The following is a 15,499-nucleotide window of genomic DNA, read 5'->3' on the forward strand; positions in this document are numbered from 1 at the left end:
GTGGATGGCCGCCGGTTGTCATAAATGGGCAGACTCGAAAATCTGCCTATGTATGGCCGATAAAAAACCCGCCGGAGCGGGTTAGTCATCATCATCGTCATCAAGGTTTATGGTTTTAACCCAAACGCCTCTCGTGTTTCGCGCACACCAGTCATCGGCTTCATGCCATGAGCTAAACGTTAAGTTTTCGTCGAATTCATCCTTGGCTATCTCTACGCCTTCAGCGTCATCGACATTCAAAAGCACAATCAGTCTCGGCATCGCCTTACCCTCTGTCGTTACCCGCTAAAAGACCGCGTTAAGCAGCTTTGGCTGCAAACTCTCTAATCCCACCATGCCCTGCTATTAGCCGCTCTACGAGTTCTCGAGGAACATATGGATAAACGGTGTCGACTGGCTGACTCTCATCATCGGCATACGCGAGGATTGATTTGTCGACTTCACTTGGGAAGCCAAGCTCGAAGCTGTCGTATCCGGCCACATCCTCGATGTCCTCACGAGGCTGGCAATAAGCTGAGTTGTTCGCCTGAATGCTGATGCTATATCCATCAGCGCATACTATGCGGCGGTTAAAGAAACGGAACCCTTCCCACTTTCGTCCTTCGTTCATCCACTCATTGAAAGTCTTCATACCCTCATCCCTTTGTTTATTCACCGCAGGCCACTCGACCCGCTCGATTCGTTCTGTGCGTAATGCCGACGCCGTGCATCGCGTATCTTCTCCAGCTCGCAGTTCTTAGCTGACTGGTGATACTTGCTGATGTGGCAGACTGGAGTGCGTGGGTCGAAGTCACGACCGCATACCGGGCACTTGATGCTGTTCTTCATGGGAACCTCACTATCAGGTTTGAATTACGCATCGCTCTCGCAAAAGCGATCTGTAATTCGCTTGTGAGCAGCATTGCCGTTCTTCATGAACCCGCCGCGCTCCCGACGCATGGTTTACTGTCGCGCCGTTCGACTGACCGAATCTCCACTTCGCCGCTGGCTAACTTCGCTCAGCTGTCGATGTTTCGTTTCGATGAGCTAACAATAGCCAAAGCGATTATTGGAGTCAATCGCCAAAACGATATTTACCATCGATAAAGCGATAATGCATTGAATGTTAAAGCGATATTTTTTTATTTTCTGAAGAAAAAAGTGATAAGGATTTGGTTTTTAGAAGTGGTGGAAAAGAGAGGAAGGATCTGCGGACAAAAAAAAACCCGCCGGAGCGGGTTATGCGAATCGTTTATAGTCGACTGACTGTCTGAGTAGCACCTTTGCCATGACGTAGAACGCGTCCTCGTCCTCTGGCTCAACGTACCACTTCTCGTAAATGGGGTTGTCGGATATTACTGCCAGGCGGTCACGCTGCATCTGAAGTCTCTTAACATGCAATGTTTTGCCGAAGACGAAGACGTATACCCCGTCACCATCAAAATGCGTAACGCCGGTATCAACGAAGATCTGATCGCCGGGTGAAATCGTCCCATCCATACTGTCGCCATTTACGGTAATGACCTTAACGTGCGTAGCTGGCCGGTTGCCGAACAAAGCGCGCGCCTGCTCATTCGTGTATTCGATGGCCCGGATAGTTTCAATGAAATCGCTGGTGACAACAGTGCCCGGTCCAGCGCTGGCTTTAACGTCGAGTACATCCACGCGGTAAATCCCATTCAATGACGGCTTAACCTGGTATAGCGCAGTAGGTTCTCTTGCGCCACTGGAAGCCATTTCCCCTTCACCAGTAGACAGCCACTCCGGCCGCACACCCAGAACAGAGGCGATCTCAACAGTCTTACGAGAGCCGTTAGCGTCCTTGAGTAATTTATTAACGCTGGACTGAGCCATGCCGACATCTTTGGCTAATCGGCCTTGTGTGTATCCAGCATGTTTCATTGCCTGCGCCAGGCGCTCCGAGAATCCCATATTCACCTCTGTTAATGACTCCTTTAACTGTATCGCTCAAGCGATTATTTAGCAAAAAATCGCCTATGCGATTGACATTCACTAAAGTGATAACCATAATCGCTTTAAACTGATAGCTGAGGTGATTATGAAGACCCCAACAGTAGAGAAGAACTCCGCAGTAGAGAAAGCGATCGCCATCGCTGGCAGCCAGAAAGAACTGGCAAAACGTTGCGGCAAAGCCCAGTCCACTATCTGTGACTGGCTTAACGGAAAGAAACGCATTTCACCGGTTCACGTTCCTGAACTGGTGAAAGCGGTTGGTGGTGAAATCCAGGCTCACGAATTCCGCCCGGACCTGCCGTCCATCTTTCCACACCCTGACAACCATGCCGCTTAACGGCGGCCCTAACCACGAAAGGGAAAGCAATGCATTCACTTGCGTATCAACAAGGTAACAAATTTTCGCCAACGGCGATGATTTACCAGAATCGCCGGGAACCTGATTCCACGGCGTTAAACATCGATGGGATCCGCGCAGCTGTTCGGGCCTGGGCAGCTGACTGCCGCAGCCGTGAATTTGTCGCTGCGCTGATCGTTGAAGAGTGGCGGGCAGCCGGCGGCACCGGACTGGATATCCCGACTGACTCACACCGCCAGATGCAGAAGGTGTTCCGCTGGATTGATGGCGACACCGAATACGCCGCCAACAACATTCGCCAGCTGGCGCCGGCAATCATGTCGGTCCTGCCGCTGGAGTACCGCAACCGGCTGGCGCCGCAGAACGACACGATGTCGCTGATCGCATCCGCGATGAAAGAGTGTGCTGAAGCTAAACAGGCCGTGCTGCTGGACGCTCCAGAGCATCAGAAGCTGAAAGAGGTGAGCGAGGGTATAGCGTCGCTGTTCCGCCTCATGCCGGAGCAGGTAGGCCCGCTGATGACGATGGTCACATCGATGCTGGGGGTTATGTGAGAGGCACCAGAAAAGAAAAAGCCCTTGAAGCGGTAACTTCAAAGGCCTTCCAAACACTGTGTTACGTCGGGTAACGGGAGTAAGTATGTCAAAAACTCGCAAAAAGTACCAGGAAAAAGAGGAACGTCGCCATCCAGATTCACCAGATGGCCTGGTTGTCGCTGCGTCAAAAAACCGGGCGTTCGCTGAGCGCTTTGTTGGCATGGCAAGACTGGCACTGATTCAGGCAGGGGTGAAGCATGGGCGTCGTTAAGCATTTAGCAGACTACAGGCCGCCGCTGGAGGTCGTGGAGCATCGTGTGGCGCAACTGGAAGATGGGTTCACTCGCGTCGCGAATGAGCTTCTTGATGCCGTTATGGCTTCAGGTTTGAGCGAAACTGAGATGTGCATTGTTCTGGCCGTCTGGCGCAAAACATACGGCTTCAATAAAAAAATGGATTGGGTCAGCAACGAGCAACTGGAGCAGATGGTTGGTAAGCACCACACGCATTGCTCTACTGCAAAAAATCTGCTGATCAGCAAGAAGGTATTCATTCAGGAAGGCCGCAAAGTTGGCATGAATACCAATGTTTCCGACTGGAAAACGAAGGTTAACGGATTCTGCAAAACATTAGCTAAACCTGCTAAGAAAACCTTAGCGGAAGTTGCTAACAGAACTAAGCAGAAGGTGCTAACCACAAAAGACAATAATCAAAATACAGAAAGACAAGATCCCCCTAAATCCCCCAGGGGGGAAAACTCACTCGCTCAGGAAGTGATGGATTACTTCAACGAGCTAACGGGTAGTCGTTGTGCTGCGCTGGCACCTTTCGAGAAAGCTCTCTCCACAGTGAAGAGCAAAGACCAGTGCTACACCGTTGAAGAGCTGAAGCTGGTTATCCGCTGGGCCCATGTGAACTGGGGTCACAGCTTCAAGCCAGAGAACCTGTGCCGTATGACCCGCTTTGATGGATACCTGTCAGACGCCCTGGTATGGGCAGATGGTCATGGAAGCAATCCGGCAGCCTGTCCGCATGAAGAGATCATCAAGCTCTGGAATGAAAAATTCCCTTCGAAAGCTGTGTCGCTACATGAGTGGAACCGCCGCCGTCCGGCCTATCGAGACCTGGAAGCTGTGTGGAACGGCAAAACCACCCAGGGCAACTGGCGAGAACTGAAGCACATGGGCATGGCCTTCGAGCTGATTAGCAAGTCTTCCCTGTTCGGCACCAGAGGCGATCAGCCATGGCTGACTCTCGACTGGATACTGAATCCGAAGAACTGGGGATCTGTCTACGAGCAAGCCATCAACGAGCACCGTGAGCGCAAGGGAGTGAAAGCATGAGCCGTTTTATCGATTTGTACGTTGAGCAGGCCGTCATCGGCGGAATCATGCTTGCAGCAGGGCGCGCAGATGGCGTGGACATGGCTACCGATGCGATTGAGGGTCTGACTGAGGACCACTTCACAGCAACGCCCCATAAAGTGGCTCTGCGGTCCTATAAGCGACTCAACGAATCCGGTTCGAAGATAGACCTGCTTACGCTGACCAGCGACCTTGAGCAGATCGGTGTCCTTGATAGTGCTGGCGGTTTCGCTTATCTGGCTGAATGCAGCAAAAATACTCCGTCTTTCGCAAACCTGGCAGCCTACTGCGAAAAGCTTCGTGAAATGTACCTTGGTCGCCGTATGACCCTGGCGTTACAGGTTGGGATCCAGAAGCTGTCCGAACCAACAACCGAGGGTATCGCAGACATCATTGGCAACATTCAGGCCGACATCTCTGGAATTGAGCACAGCGCTGACTACGGAACTGAGCACATCACCACTGGCATCGATATGTCGCTGGAAACCATCCAGGCGATCATCAATGGCGACATCTGGAAATACAAAACAGAGCTCGGAATGTCGACCATCGATAGCGCTTTCGGAGGATTCAACAATACGGATTTTATCGTCGTTGGCGGGCGCCCTGGCATGGGGAAAACTATGTTCAGCACCACCGTGACCGAGACAGTCGGCCTGAAAAACAAAAAGCCGGTGCTGTTCTTCAGTCTCGAGATGCCAGTGGAACAAATATCTGAGCGAGTCGCGTTCCACCGGGCCCGGGTGAGCAAAGAGGATTTACTCAGCAAGCAGAGCGGCGTGATGGATGGTGCCTGGGGAAAGGTCGGCCACTGCATGAAGGATTTCATCGAAGCCCCGATCTATATCAACGACAAGCCATCCCTCAGCGTTCATCAGGTGCGAGCGGAAGCCAGGCGAATGAGCAAGAAACTGGGTGGACTTGGTGTGGTCATTGTCGATTACCTCCAGAAGATGCGCATGTCTGACCCTGAGAACATGAACCGCAGCGTAGGGGAGATCGCCACCGGCCTGAAGAACCTGGCGAAAGAGTTGCGTTGCCCGGTCATCGCACTGGCTCAGCTTAACCGTAAGGTAGAAGAACGTGCTAATAAGCGCCCGGTCGCAGCTGACCTCCGCGAGTCCGGTGTTATCGAGCAGGAAGCCGATGTGATTTTCATGATCTACCGGGATGAGAAATACAACCCGAACACAGAACTGAAAGGCATCACCGAAATCATCTGTGTGAAGTCCCGCCATGCGCCGGGGGCAGAAAAGACCTACCACTTCAGCAGCCGCTACTCAGGCCTGGACCCGGTAGATTTCACCTACAGCGGCCAGATGCAACAGGAGGCTGACTATGAGTGCTAAGACGATGAAAGGCAAACAGGCAATTCTGCGTTATCTCGAAACGCACAGGACCTTCACCGCGAAGGATGTGGCCACAGAGTGCGGCATGACCATCAACTGCATCACGAAGAACGCTCTCGATCTGGAAAAGTCTCGAAAAATTATCCGGGTGAGCAAGGTCTGGCGAACGGTGACTTATCGCCTGGCCACGCAGGAAGAGCAGGCCGGTACCGCACGCAGCTGCACCAACGGAATATTTCAGGAATGCCGCAACAGTCCGGCGATGAGAAGGGTATTGATGGTTTGGTGGAGGGAAGGGGTATGAAAATCGAAGATATCAAAAACGTTGCGGTGTTCTTCAATTTTAACGGTAAAACGGTGGCTTTGCGCATGGATCCTGAGCAGAAGCGAATCGTCGCATTAATGGCGCTTAACACGGCTGATGCCCGGGCAGAACTGATTGAGGTGCCGCACATGACTTTACCAGCAGACCCAGCCATGCAGGAGGCCGCCCAATGAGCAACATCAACAAACAGGAGCTGCGTGAAGCGGCGGAGAGAGCAGAATCCGATAGTTGGGGTTATGATCGCGATGAATTCAATGAGGCTCTAACCCCGTCCACCGTGCTGGCACTGCTAGATGAGTTGGAAGCCAAAGATTCCATGATAGCAGCACAACAACATGAGATCCGTACGTTACTGAATGCGCTTGAGGGCAGACCATGCCCTAAATGCAACGACACAGGCATGGCTGATAGTGGCGGTACGCAACCCTGGGGCGAGCCAATAAGCGTTCCATGTGATTGCGCCGCCCCGCCAGCGCCGGTATCTGTGCCTGATGCTATTCATTCTCAAGGCGAAAAGTCAGCCTCTGATGATTACTACGCGCTCGGCTGGAACGCCTGCCGCGCCGCCATGCTTAAGCACTCTGAGCCATTCATAGTAACGAGCGATCATCGCATGATGGAGATGCCTCAAGTTGAGGCTATCAACGCTGTCACCGCCATACTTCAGGGTGCAGATGGTACCCTCACGAATGAATGTACCATACCAGTCACGCAATTTAAGCCGGTAGCAGACCTGTACGGCTTAACCTCACCAACTGGCGGCGAAACATCATTCACTTTCGACGCTGTTGAAGCTCGCGATTTTATTGATGGCGGGTGGTCATGCCAGGAGTACGTGGAGCTTGGACGCTTTCAGGAAGCCATGCTTCAGAATGGTAACTCTCCAGCGCAATCCGATTGCTGTCCGGAGCAAAACTACATCGCTCCGGCGCAAGACGGCAACTCTCCGGTGATTCCGGATGGTTTGCGCCTGGCGCTCAGCAACGCTGGAATAGCAGCGCCAGAATCAGATGAAATGCTTGCGGCAACCTATGAGAAGCACATTCAAGCGCTGGTTACTTGGGTAAAAGACAGAAAGCCATTCAAGTCAGCGGTGATTCCGGATGGTTGGGTGCTGGTGCCAGAAGAACCCACCCATGAAATGCTTGAGGCTGGTGACGAGCAGTTCGGAACTTACGATGTTTATCGGCGGATGCTCGCATCAGCACCGCAGCAGGAGGCGTGATGGGAAAGCTAACTTTCGTCATTGAGTTCGAAGACGGCAAGGAGCCGCCAGTGTATGCCCATATGGAAGCTTTGGGCGGGAAGGTTGTAGCGGTCGCGTTCCGGGATACATTGAGCGAGGGTAATCCTACGCAGACGATCACTACCCATCCTCAGGTGCTTAGCGAGATGCGGTGCTTTGTCTGCAGTGGTAAGCATCCGATCGGTGTCGCCTGCCCACTTAGGTCGCCAACAGTGGTATCGCATAATGCCTAACCCATTCGACGCATAACAAACAGGCCTCTTCGGAGGCCTTTCTCTTCAGTTGATTTTGTTGAATCAACCGTCCATACTTTCTTTGCTGACGGCCTGAACACCCGTTGGTGACTTCTGCGCATTTAAGGGGACTTAAATGCGACCACAATCTGAACTCCTCACCTTGTCACAGATGCTTATCGGCACCTGCGATTTTCTGCATTCTGCGGTTTCCGTTAAGGAGGCCGTATGATTCTCCCAAAAGACGGCATCAAGCTGCATCGTGGCAACCTGAATGCTATCAACCAGCACCTTCAACCACTTCTGAATGACGGGCAATGCTTCCGGCTTCAGCTCAAGCCGTGGCGTGAGAAACGCAGCCTTTCGCAAAATAGCCTTAGCCACGTTTGGTACGAGGAGATCAGCGCATACCTGATCGCTTCCGGCCGCACTGACGCCACCAAGGAATGGGTAAAGCGCAACCTCAAAAAAACCTTTCTCGGGTACGAAGACGTTGAATACACCGACTTCACTACCGGGGAGAAAACGGTAGAACGCCAGCTCCGCCACACCTCCGATCTTGATACCGGCGATATGCACCACTTCATGTGTCAGGTGGAGCGGTGGTGTGCGCAATTCGGTCTCGTCCTGACCATCCCTCAAAGCAGCGAATTCCAGGTGCTGCGCGATAAGCAGGAGGCCTGATGTCAACTCCACTTTCCCGCGTCATCACAAACGAAATCTTTCGCGTTCCGGCGCGCCGCAAGCCTAAGCCCGCGGTTAAGCCGTCCGATATCCCGACCCTGAAAGACTACACCGCCCGCCTGGTGGATCAGAAATGGCTGCGTCTCGCAGCGAGGAGAAAATCAGCATGAGCATGTATCAACGAATTAATGGCGCTGACTGGCGCAATATCTTCGTCGTCGGCGATCTGCATGGGTGCTACACGCTGCTGATGAATGAGCTCGAAAAGGTTTCGTTCGACCCTGCGCGTGATTTGCTGATCTCGGTTGGTGACCTTGTTGACCGCGGCGCGGAAAACGTCGAGTGCCTGGATCTGATTACTATGCCGTGGTTCAGGGCAGTGCGCGGTAACCATGAGCAGATGATGGTTGATGGGCTTTCAGAGCATGGAAACGTCAATCACTGGCTGGTAAACGGTGGCGGTTGGTTCTTCAATCTCGACTATGACAAAGAAGTGCTGGCTAAGGCTCTGGTTCACAAGGCAGCTGAGTTACCACTCATCATCGAGCTGGTTACCTCCGATCGGAAAATCGTAATTTGCCACGCTGACTACCCGCATAACGAATATGCGTTCGAGAAGCCGGTCCCGAAAGACATGGTCATCTGGAATCGTGAGCGGGTTAGCGACGCTCAGGGCGGCATTGTCTCGCCGATAGCCGGTGCTGATCTGTTTATCTTCGGCCACACCCCTGCGCGCCAGCCCCTGAAGTATGCCAACCAGATGTACATCGACACAGGAGCGGTGTTTTGCGGAAACCTCACGCTGGTTCAGGTGCAAGGTGGTGACCATGAGTAAAACCTACCGCAGCAAGAAGTGGCTCGCCGCAGTCGGCCAGATTGAGCAATGCGTCCTTTGCGGAGCGTGGGGCGTACAGGTAGCACACCGCAATGAAGGTAAGGGAATTGGCATGAAGACAGACGACTGCGCCACCGCCGCTATCTGTGTCACCTGCCATTCAGAGATTGATAACGGGAAGGGGCTTAGCCGTGACGAGCGCCGCCAGTTAATGGATCGCGCCATCGTCCTGACCATTATTCAGATTGCCCGTCGTGGCTTGGTGGTGCCTGCATGAAAATCTACGACATCACACCAATCGGCAAGCCTCGCATGACCCGCGCGGATAAGTGGAAGCAGCGTCCACCTGTAATGCGTTACCGCGCTTTTTGCGATGAGGTCCGCCTGCGCAAGTTGACCATGCCTGAATCCGGATCACATGTGACATTCGTCCTACCAATGCCACCAAGCTGGAGTAAGAAGAAACGAGCGGAGTTCGCCGGGAAGCCCCACCAGGCCAAGCCAGACTGCGACAACATGCTGAAAGCCCTGATGGATGCGCTTTATGAGGATGATGCTCACATCTGGGATTGCCGCATCACAAAGGTCTGGGGAGAGAAGGGGCAGATCATTATCGGGGAGTGCGCACCGTGACCAGAGACGAGATAACCCGATATCAGGCCGAAAGCGTTAAGCGCGCCAACCTGCCGCCAATAGCAAAGCACAGCCAGACCAAAACCAACCAGCCACAGAAGGAAGCCGCATAATGAAACTGGAATTAACCAACGACCAGCATCAATGGGTAGACCAGTGGCTCCAGTTGTGGGGCGCATGGTGCCAGACCGGAAAGATTGATAAGGCGATGATCAACATGATTGCAAGGTTTATGGCCACAGTTGAGCCCCAGCAAGCATCTCGGCCAGTATGTAGTGATGACGATGGGATGCTCATTGATGCGGTCATTCGCCACTACCTGAAGAATGTGGATGAAAATGCCTGGCGGGTTGTCTTCGCCTACTACGTCTGCAACTCCAGCGAGATCCGAATTGCATCATGGCAGCATGCAGTAAGTAAGCCTCGCCTTATGAAGACGCGTGGCGGCAATCAGTACAAACACCCAAGCATCTCGACAATCCGTAGAGAGGTGAAGCAAATCATCAATGCTTCATTGTTCTGTTTATACCAACCGCTTCAAAATGCGTTTAACGATCGCGAAAATGTGAGGAAAATTGCAAATAAATCACACAACGTGCTTGCAATTTAATGAACAAATGAGCAAACTAATTCGTATATGTTGCCATTGTTGTGTGTGACATGAATGAATACCAAGCCCCGCCATCGTGCGGGGCTTTTTCGTTTCAGGGTCAGAAGCACATCGGTTGTGCGTTCGGCTGTTAACCGAATGGTCGAAGGTTCGAATCCTTCCTGTCCCGCCAAATTCGCCGGTCTAGTTCAGTGGCAGAACGGCAGCCTTGTAAGCTGCGCGTCAGAGGTTCGATTCCTTTGCCCGGCACCAGAACCCACCACCTGGGACCTTAGGCCGTAGAGCAGACATTGCCACACCCTCATATTCCCGGCCTGTCGCCGGGTTTTTTATTTCAGGCTCCGGGAACCATCATCGACACGCCTACTTGTTAAATCGTCCCGAGGGCCTGACCCCTTTCAAACACACAGCCCCCGCTTTTAAGCCGGAGGTTAGAGACTATGAAAATGCATAACGATCCCCACTCCTGGACGGAGTTTATCGAACTACTCCACAGTTGGTGGCGTGGCGAAACGCCGATGGGTGCCGTATTGCTATCGGTTGTCATGGCCGCCATGCGAATCGCTTACGGCGGTGGCGGCTGGAAGAAAATGATTCTTGAAGGAGCAATCTGCGGAGCCCTAACCCTTACCGCTGTGTCAGCTCTTGATTACTTCAATCTCCCGCAGTCCCTGTCTATTGCTATAGGTGGCGCGCTCGGGTTTGTTGGGGTAGAGCAGGTTAAGGTTATGGCTTCCCGGGTGTTTAACTCTCGCTTTGGAGGCGGCGATGCAAATCAGTGATAAAGGCATTGCCCTGATCAAGCAGTTCGAAGGCTGCAAGCTCACCGCGTACCAAGACAGCGTTGGGGTGTGGACGATCGGCTATGGCTGGACTCAGGCAGTCGACGGTAAACCTATACGCGCAGGGATGACGATTAAGCAGGAAACAGCAGAGCGCCTGCTGAAAACCGGACTGGTCAGCTACGAAAGTGACGTGTCACGCCTGGTTAAAGCTAGTCTGACTCAGGGGCAATTCGACGCCCTTGTGTCGTTCACCTATAACCTCGGCGCCCGGTCTTTGTCGACATCGACTCTTCTGCGAAAACTCAACGCCGGGGATTACGCTGGCGCTGCTGATGAGTTCCTGCGCTGGAATAAAGCTGGTGGCAAAGTCCTTAGCGGGCTTACCCGTCGCCGCGAGGCAGAGCGCGCTCTGTTCCTGTCGTGATTGGCGCGCTGGCAAAGCGTTACTGGCTGCAACTGAGTGTGGTGGCGTTAATCGGAGTGCTGGCGTTCTTCGTGAATCACTATCGCGACAACGCCATCACCTACAAAGACCAGCGCGATAAGGCCGCCAAGAATTTCAACCTGGCTAACGCCACCATCAAAGACATGCAGGTGCGCCAGCGAGATGTCGCTGCGCTGGATGCCAAGTATACGAAGGATTTAGCTGATGCGAAAAAGCAGCTTGATGATCTGCAGCGTTGTGTTCGCGATGGCAAGTGTGGGCTGCACGTCAACGCCAGATGTCCCGCGAACGGAACGACCAGCACCGGCAGCCTGGGCGATGCTTCCAGCCCCCGACTTAATGACTCCGCTGAACGGGATTATTTCACCCTCAGAGAGCGAATCGCCACAGTGACGAAGCAGGTCGGTTATCTGCAGGACTACATCAAAGAACAGTGCCTCAAATAACAGCCTCGCATGTGCGGGGCTTTTTTATGCGCATCGCAGCGCATTACCAACCGAGAGCCTATAGGAAGCGAGCCTGAGATAAATCGTTATCTCTCGGGGCGGCTTATCTATGCGAACAGGCTCGCAACTTATAGGTGAAATATGAAGAAGTTGATGACTGCTGCTTTTGTATTTGTGCTGGTCTGGGGGCTGTTTGGTCTGCTGGTCTACGCGACGTTACAGGGCGACCATTCACTGATGAGCATCGTCGTGGCGGCATATTGGGCAATCATTGCGCTTGCCTGCTTCATTTCGCCTCTGTTCCTTGTGGCGGTATTCATGGCAGGGAAAGAGAGCGACCCAATGGAACGCGCCAAGCTGTTAATCCCTCTAAAGGACTATTACAAACGCAAGGGCGCGATCAGAAGGCTCATTGGACTTGTGACTATGGCGGCCATCTTCGTAATGCTGTCTTACTCCGGATGGGTATTCACGTCGCTGTTTTACATCCTGGCATGTGGCTTTGTAACGCTGCTCAATTCGGTAGGAAGAGACAAGTTCGAAGAACTGACAGGCCACATCGTTAAGTTGTAAGTCATTACAGAAGCCCTTCACTGAGGGGCTTCGATAATGGATATCCCCAGTAGAGGATAATCAACCAAATATCCCCACAAGCGGATAAAGAGGCTCTCAATGTCCGATATCTACATCATCAAGCTGACTACGAACGACGGCGGCGAATACACAGGCAAGATGTCACGACGTCAGCCAGAGTTGGTTAACGGCTTTGTGCCGCTGGCGACGGAAACGGGCCAGTGGCTGTATTTCGCTCCTGCCGATGTAAAGCGAGTGGAGTTCACGCCAGTAGCTGCCGAGGAAGAAACCAATGGAGACGTGCAGACTGTCAGTTGAAATCAAAAGCAGGTGGTGGGTTCCTGTCTATCTCAGGACGCTGACACTGTTCTGCATGATGTTGCGTTGCGAGCCAGATTACAAAAAGGTGGCTGAGTTCATCGTAAAGCGCGGCATCAGCCAGAAGGTGAAGGCGGAGCCGGTAAAATACAAAACGGAGTAACCCATGGTTAACGATGACGAGCGCAGGCCATACCCGCCAGTAAACTTCATCGCCTCCGATAACTGGCAGCCATACACCAGGCTGATCCCCGCCAATGAAGTACATGAGTGGATAAACCGCCAAATCCTCAGCAATACCGGAAGCATCCATAACCCTGACCACGAACACCTGGCTGAGGCTGACCTCTGCTTCATGTGGGCGTCTGACTCATTCGCGAAGAAAGGGCGCTATGTTCTCGGTCAGGCTGAACAGGTCATGCTCCGCGCCGGTGGATGGCAGAAAGCCAGAATGGAACAGCAGATGCATGAATGGTTCGGTCGAATCCCGAAGTTCATCATCACGCTGGCGGCCGATTACTGCTCACAATGCAGTGACCTCGAGTTCTGCGCACTGGTAGAGCATGAGCTTTACCACATTGCCCAGGCCACCGATGATTTCGGCGCGCCTAAATTCACCAAAGAGACCGGGCAGCCAGTGCTAACACTGCGTGGCCACGACGTCGAAGAATTCACTGGTGTCGTACGTCGATACGGTGCCAGCAAAGAAGTACAGGAGCTCGTTGATGCGGCCAATGCGCCAGCAGAAGTGGCTCACATCGATATAGCCAGGTCATGCGGGACATGCATGTTGAAGCTGGCATAGACTTTATTAGGATTGTCATGGAGGTAACCGATGGCAGCATTATCGACAGAGGTTAAAGCCTTCATCGTTCAGTCACTGGCCTGCTACGAGACCCCGGTAAAAGTCATTGAGCTTGTAAAGGCTGAATACGGCATTGATGTCTCAAGACAGCAGGTGTCGCAATATACGCCAGGCAACGCAATGGCGGCCAAGTTGAGCCAGAAGTGGATTGACCTTTTCAACGCCACCCGTAAACGATTCCAGAATGAGATCGCCGACATCCCGATCGCAAATAAAGCGTACCGGTTGCGCGTTCTCGACCGAATGGCGACCAACGCTGAAAAGATGAAGAACTACGGCATGACCTCGCAGCTTATCGAGCAGGCCGCCAAAGAAATGGGCGATGCCTACACAAATCGCCAGAAAGTCGAGCATACAAGCCCTGATGGAAGCATGACTCCGCAGCCGACAATCATCCAGTTACTACCTGTTGAGCCGAAATCATGAGTGAAGCCGTTCAATTGCCGATCCCCGCGAAGCTTGCGCCACTGTTCACCGCCGTGAATAAGCGTTATCGATGCTCGCACGGTGGACGTGGCAGCGCCAAGACGCGCACATTTGCCCTGATGACTGCCGTAAAGGCGTATCAGTCGATGATGAACGGTGAAAGCGGCGTGGTGCTCTGCGCGCGTGAATTCATGAACTCTCTGGAAGAGTCGAGCATGCAGGAGGTGAAACAGGCGATCCTGTCTGTCCCCTGGCTGGCAGCCAACTTTGATATCGGCGAAAAGTACATTCGAACCATCGACAAGAGCGTTAACTACGTGTTCTGCGGTCTGCGGCATAACCTCGACAGCATCAAGTCGAAAGCTCGCATCCTGCTTTGCTGGGTTGATGAGGCTGAATCAGTCAGCGAAATAGCCTGGCAGAAGCTGAGCCCGACGGTTCGTGAGGAAGGTTCAGAGATTTGGGTGACGTGGAACCCGGAGCGCGACGGTAGCGCCACGGATAAGCGTTTCCGCAAAGAAGCCGGCGACGACTGCATTACCGTTGAGATGAACTATACGGATAACCCGTGGTTCCCTGACGTGCTTGAAGGTGAGCGACAGAACGATCAGCGCCGCCTCGACCCGGCGACATACGCATGGGTGTGGGAAGGCGCTTACCTCGAAAACTCTGATAAGCAGGTGCTGGCCGGAAAATACCGGGTTGCTGAGTTCTCGGGCCAACTCTGGAAAGAAGCTGAGCGCCTGTTCTTCGGAGCTGACTTCGGTTTCGCTAAAGACCCGAACACTCTGGTGCGTTCGTTCATCCTGCACAACCGGCTGTACATCGAATACGAGGCATACGGTCAGCAGACAGAGCTCGACCACATGGCAGAGTTATACGACACCATTCCCGGATCGCGTGACTGGCCCATCAAGGCCGACTCCGCTCGACCCGAGACGATCAGCTATCTCAAGCGGCAGGGCTTCAACATCTCAGCTGCCGAGAAATGGCAGGGGAGCGTTGAGGACGGCATCGCACACCTTCGTGGATTCGACGAAATCATTATCCATCCGCGCTGCAAGAACGTAGCGCGTGAGGCCCGCATGTGGTCGTACAAAACGGACCGCATTACTGGCGAGGTTTTGCCTAAACTCGCCGACGGCTATGAACACTGCTGGGACGGTATTCGCTACAGCCTCGACGGACATATCAAGCGTAAGGGGCAGATGGCCGGAATGATGATCCCCAAAAGGTTGCGTTAAAAATTAAAGATTCACCAAGAATTGACGTTATTTATTAATGATGTACTTACAAGGAGATAGTTATGCAGCATCATTTCAAAAACGTCATTTTCCAGCGTATCGCGAAGGGTTCAACGGTTGGCAATCAGGTAAAGCTAAACGATGTTCTTGCTAATGGGAAGACAGAATCAGCTCTGCTAGAGGCGCTTCAGAAGCAATTTAAGGGCGATACGATAAAGTTGAAAAGCTACCAATAAGTTCAGGCCACTTCGGTGGCCTTTTTCATGCCTTA

The 15,499-nt window shown here is 52.9% G+C and carries 27 protein-coding genes and 2 tRNA genes; 26 read left to right on the forward strand and 3 right to left on the reverse strand.

Annotation, left to right across the window (positions count from 1 at the left end):
• Positions 1–81 precede the first annotated feature (81 nt).
• From ACQG2Q_RS10485 to ACQG2Q_RS10495, 3 genes are all read right to left on the reverse strand, one after another.
• Positions 82–261 (reverse strand): hypothetical protein, encoded by a 180-nt coding sequence (locus ACQG2Q_RS10485; protein ID WP_125913348.1) that lies wholly within the window; start codon positions 259–261, stop codon positions 82–84.
• Positions 262–298: 37 nt separating this feature from the next.
• The gene (locus ACQG2Q_RS10490) at positions 299–631 is read right to left on the reverse strand and encodes a hypothetical protein (RefSeq protein WP_313850484.1); all 333 of its coding nucleotides are present in this window, start codon (positions 629–631) and stop codon (positions 299–301) included.
• A 587-nt stretch (positions 632–1,218) separates the two neighbouring features.
• A complete protein-coding gene (locus ACQG2Q_RS10495; protein WP_426759278.1) occupies positions 1,219–1,911 on the reverse strand; it encodes an XRE family transcriptional regulator in 693 nt (230 codons plus the stop codon).
• A gap of 127 nt (positions 1,912–2,038) precedes the next feature.
• Here ACQG2Q_RS10495 and ACQG2Q_RS10500 point away from each other — a divergent pair, with 127 nt between their 5' ends.
• From ACQG2Q_RS10500 to ACQG2Q_RS10625, 26 genes are all read left to right on the forward strand, one after another.
• A complete protein-coding gene (locus ACQG2Q_RS10500) occupies positions 2,039–2,290 on the forward strand; it encodes a transcriptional regulator (protein ID WP_001514164.1) in 252 nt (83 codons plus the stop codon).
• 29 nt (positions 2,291–2,319) lie between these two features.
• The gene (locus tag ACQG2Q_RS10505) at positions 2,320–2,865 is read left to right on the forward strand and encodes a toxin YdaT family protein (protein ID WP_426759136.1); all 546 of its coding nucleotides are present in this window, start codon (positions 2,320–2,322) and stop codon (positions 2,863–2,865) included.
• 85 nt (positions 2,866–2,950) lie between these two features.
• Positions 2,951–3,118 carry a hypothetical protein gene (locus ACQG2Q_RS10510; protein WP_013095956.1) on the forward strand — a complete coding sequence of 56 codons (168 nt, stop codon included), beginning with the start codon at positions 2,951–2,953 and terminating at the stop codon, positions 3,116–3,118.
• Entirely contained in the window at positions 3,105–4,190 is a 1,086-nt protein-coding gene (locus ACQG2Q_RS10515; RefSeq protein ID WP_426759137.1) for a replication protein, read from the forward strand. Before ACQG2Q_RS10510 ends, ACQG2Q_RS10515 begins: the two co-directional genes overlap by 14 nt.
• Positions 4,187–5,560 carry a replicative DNA helicase gene (locus ACQG2Q_RS10520; protein ID WP_426759138.1) on the forward strand — a complete coding sequence of 458 codons (1,374 nt, stop codon included), beginning with the start codon at positions 4,187–4,189 and terminating at the stop codon, positions 5,558–5,560. The genes ACQG2Q_RS10515 and ACQG2Q_RS10520 overlap by 4 nt, the downstream gene beginning before the upstream one ends.
• Positions 5,561–5,564: 4 nt before the next feature.
• Entirely contained in the window at positions 5,565–5,864 is a 300-nt protein-coding gene (locus ACQG2Q_RS10525; RefSeq protein ID WP_058689302.1) for a hypothetical protein, read from the forward strand.
• Positions 5,861–6,058 carry a hypothetical protein gene (locus tag ACQG2Q_RS10530; protein ID WP_001514170.1) on the forward strand — a complete coding sequence of 66 codons (198 nt, stop codon included), beginning with the start codon at positions 5,861–5,863 and terminating at the stop codon, positions 6,056–6,058. The genes ACQG2Q_RS10525 and ACQG2Q_RS10530 overlap by 4 nt, the downstream gene beginning before the upstream one ends.
• Positions 6,055–7,110, forward strand: coding sequence for an ead/Ea22-like family protein (locus ACQG2Q_RS10535; protein ID WP_426759139.1), 1,056 nt, complete (start codon positions 6,055–6,057; stop codon positions 7,108–7,110). Before ACQG2Q_RS10530 ends, ACQG2Q_RS10535 begins: the two co-directional genes overlap by 4 nt.
• Before the next feature lie 482 nt (positions 7,111–7,592).
• Positions 7,593–8,048: a YbcN family protein gene (locus ACQG2Q_RS10540; RefSeq protein WP_063613861.1), complete on the forward strand. Its 456-nt coding sequence runs from the start codon at positions 7,593–7,595 to the stop codon at positions 8,046–8,048.
• Positions 8,048–8,218 carry a NinE family protein gene (locus ACQG2Q_RS10545; RefSeq protein WP_000106777.1) on the forward strand — a complete coding sequence of 57 codons (171 nt, stop codon included), beginning with the start codon at positions 8,048–8,050 and terminating at the stop codon, positions 8,216–8,218. The genes ACQG2Q_RS10540 and ACQG2Q_RS10545 overlap by 1 nt, the downstream gene beginning before the upstream one ends.
• Entirely contained in the window at positions 8,215–8,883 is a 669-nt protein-coding gene (locus tag ACQG2Q_RS10550) for a serine/threonine protein phosphatase (RefSeq protein ID WP_054829860.1), read from the forward strand. The genes ACQG2Q_RS10545 and ACQG2Q_RS10550 overlap by 4 nt, the downstream gene beginning before the upstream one ends.
• Entirely contained in the window at positions 8,876–9,160 is a 285-nt protein-coding gene (locus ACQG2Q_RS10555) for a hypothetical protein (RefSeq protein ID WP_000048136.1), read from the forward strand. Before ACQG2Q_RS10550 ends, ACQG2Q_RS10555 begins: the two co-directional genes overlap by 8 nt.
• Positions 9,157–9,516, forward strand: a complete 360-nt coding sequence (locus ACQG2Q_RS10560; protein WP_021571188.1) for a RusA family crossover junction endodeoxyribonuclease — start codon at positions 9,157–9,159, stop codon at positions 9,514–9,516. The genes ACQG2Q_RS10555 and ACQG2Q_RS10560 overlap by 4 nt, the downstream gene beginning before the upstream one ends.
• Complete coding sequence (locus ACQG2Q_RS10565; RefSeq protein ID WP_000196300.1) at positions 9,513–9,629, forward strand: hypothetical protein; 117 nt, start codon at positions 9,513–9,515, stop codon at positions 9,627–9,629. Before ACQG2Q_RS10560 ends, ACQG2Q_RS10565 begins: the two co-directional genes overlap by 4 nt.
• The gene (locus tag ACQG2Q_RS10570; RefSeq protein WP_063617969.1) at positions 9,629–10,126 is read left to right on the forward strand and encodes an antiterminator Q family protein; all 498 of its coding nucleotides are present in this window, start codon (positions 9,629–9,631) and stop codon (positions 10,124–10,126) included. The genes ACQG2Q_RS10565 and ACQG2Q_RS10570 overlap by 1 nt, the downstream gene beginning before the upstream one ends.
• Before the next feature lie 97 nt (positions 10,127–10,223).
• Positions 10,224–10,298, forward strand: a tRNA-Asn gene (locus ACQG2Q_RS10575).
• A gap of 5 nt (positions 10,299–10,303) precedes the next feature.
• Positions 10,304–10,378, forward strand: a tRNA-Thr gene (locus ACQG2Q_RS10580).
• Positions 10,379–10,566: 188 nt separating this feature from the next.
• A complete protein-coding gene (locus tag ACQG2Q_RS10585; protein WP_047361835.1) occupies positions 10,567–10,908 on the forward strand; it encodes a phage holin, lambda family in 342 nt (113 codons plus the stop codon).
• The gene (locus ACQG2Q_RS10590; RefSeq protein WP_426759140.1) at positions 10,895–11,335 is read left to right on the forward strand and encodes a lysozyme; all 441 of its coding nucleotides are present in this window, start codon (positions 10,895–10,897) and stop codon (positions 11,333–11,335) included. The genes ACQG2Q_RS10585 and ACQG2Q_RS10590 overlap by 14 nt, the downstream gene beginning before the upstream one ends.
• A gap of 8 nt (positions 11,336–11,343) precedes the next feature.
• On the forward strand, positions 11,344–11,802 hold the full coding sequence (locus ACQG2Q_RS10595) for a lysis protein (protein ID WP_426759279.1): 459 nt from the start codon (positions 11,344–11,346) through the stop codon (positions 11,800–11,802).
• A gap of 141 nt (positions 11,803–11,943) precedes the next feature.
• Positions 11,944–12,375 carry a hypothetical protein gene (locus tag ACQG2Q_RS10600; RefSeq protein WP_032105120.1) on the forward strand — a complete coding sequence of 144 codons (432 nt, stop codon included), beginning with the start codon at positions 11,944–11,946 and terminating at the stop codon, positions 12,373–12,375.
• A gap of 99 nt (positions 12,376–12,474) precedes the next feature.
• On the forward strand, positions 12,475–12,693 hold the full coding sequence (locus tag ACQG2Q_RS10605) for a hypothetical protein (protein WP_426759141.1): 219 nt from the start codon (positions 12,475–12,477) through the stop codon (positions 12,691–12,693).
• Positions 12,694–12,859: 166 nt separating this feature from the next.
• Positions 12,860–13,498, forward strand: a complete 639-nt coding sequence (locus ACQG2Q_RS10610) for a putative metallopeptidase (RefSeq protein WP_426759142.1) — start codon at positions 12,860–12,862, stop codon at positions 13,496–13,498.
• 30 nt (positions 13,499–13,528) lie between these two features.
• The gene (locus ACQG2Q_RS10615; RefSeq protein ID WP_062728764.1) at positions 13,529–13,984 is read left to right on the forward strand and encodes a DUF2280 domain-containing protein; all 456 of its coding nucleotides are present in this window, start codon (positions 13,529–13,531) and stop codon (positions 13,982–13,984) included.
• Positions 13,981–15,228, forward strand: coding sequence for a PBSX family phage terminase large subunit (locus ACQG2Q_RS10620; protein WP_426759143.1), 1,248 nt, complete (start codon positions 13,981–13,983; stop codon positions 15,226–15,228). The genes ACQG2Q_RS10615 and ACQG2Q_RS10620 overlap by 4 nt, the downstream gene beginning before the upstream one ends.
• Positions 15,229–15,290: 62 nt before the next feature.
• Positions 15,291–15,464: a hypothetical protein gene (locus ACQG2Q_RS10625; RefSeq protein ID WP_017383021.1), complete on the forward strand. Its 174-nt coding sequence runs from the start codon at positions 15,291–15,293 to the stop codon at positions 15,462–15,464.
• Positions 15,465–15,499: the final 35 nt, after the last annotated feature.

Source organism: Enterobacter cloacae complex sp. 370H10 (genome assembly GCF_050031535.1).
Lineage (GTDB): Bacteria > Pseudomonadota > Gammaproteobacteria > Enterobacterales > Enterobacteriaceae > Enterobacter > Enterobacter intestinihominis.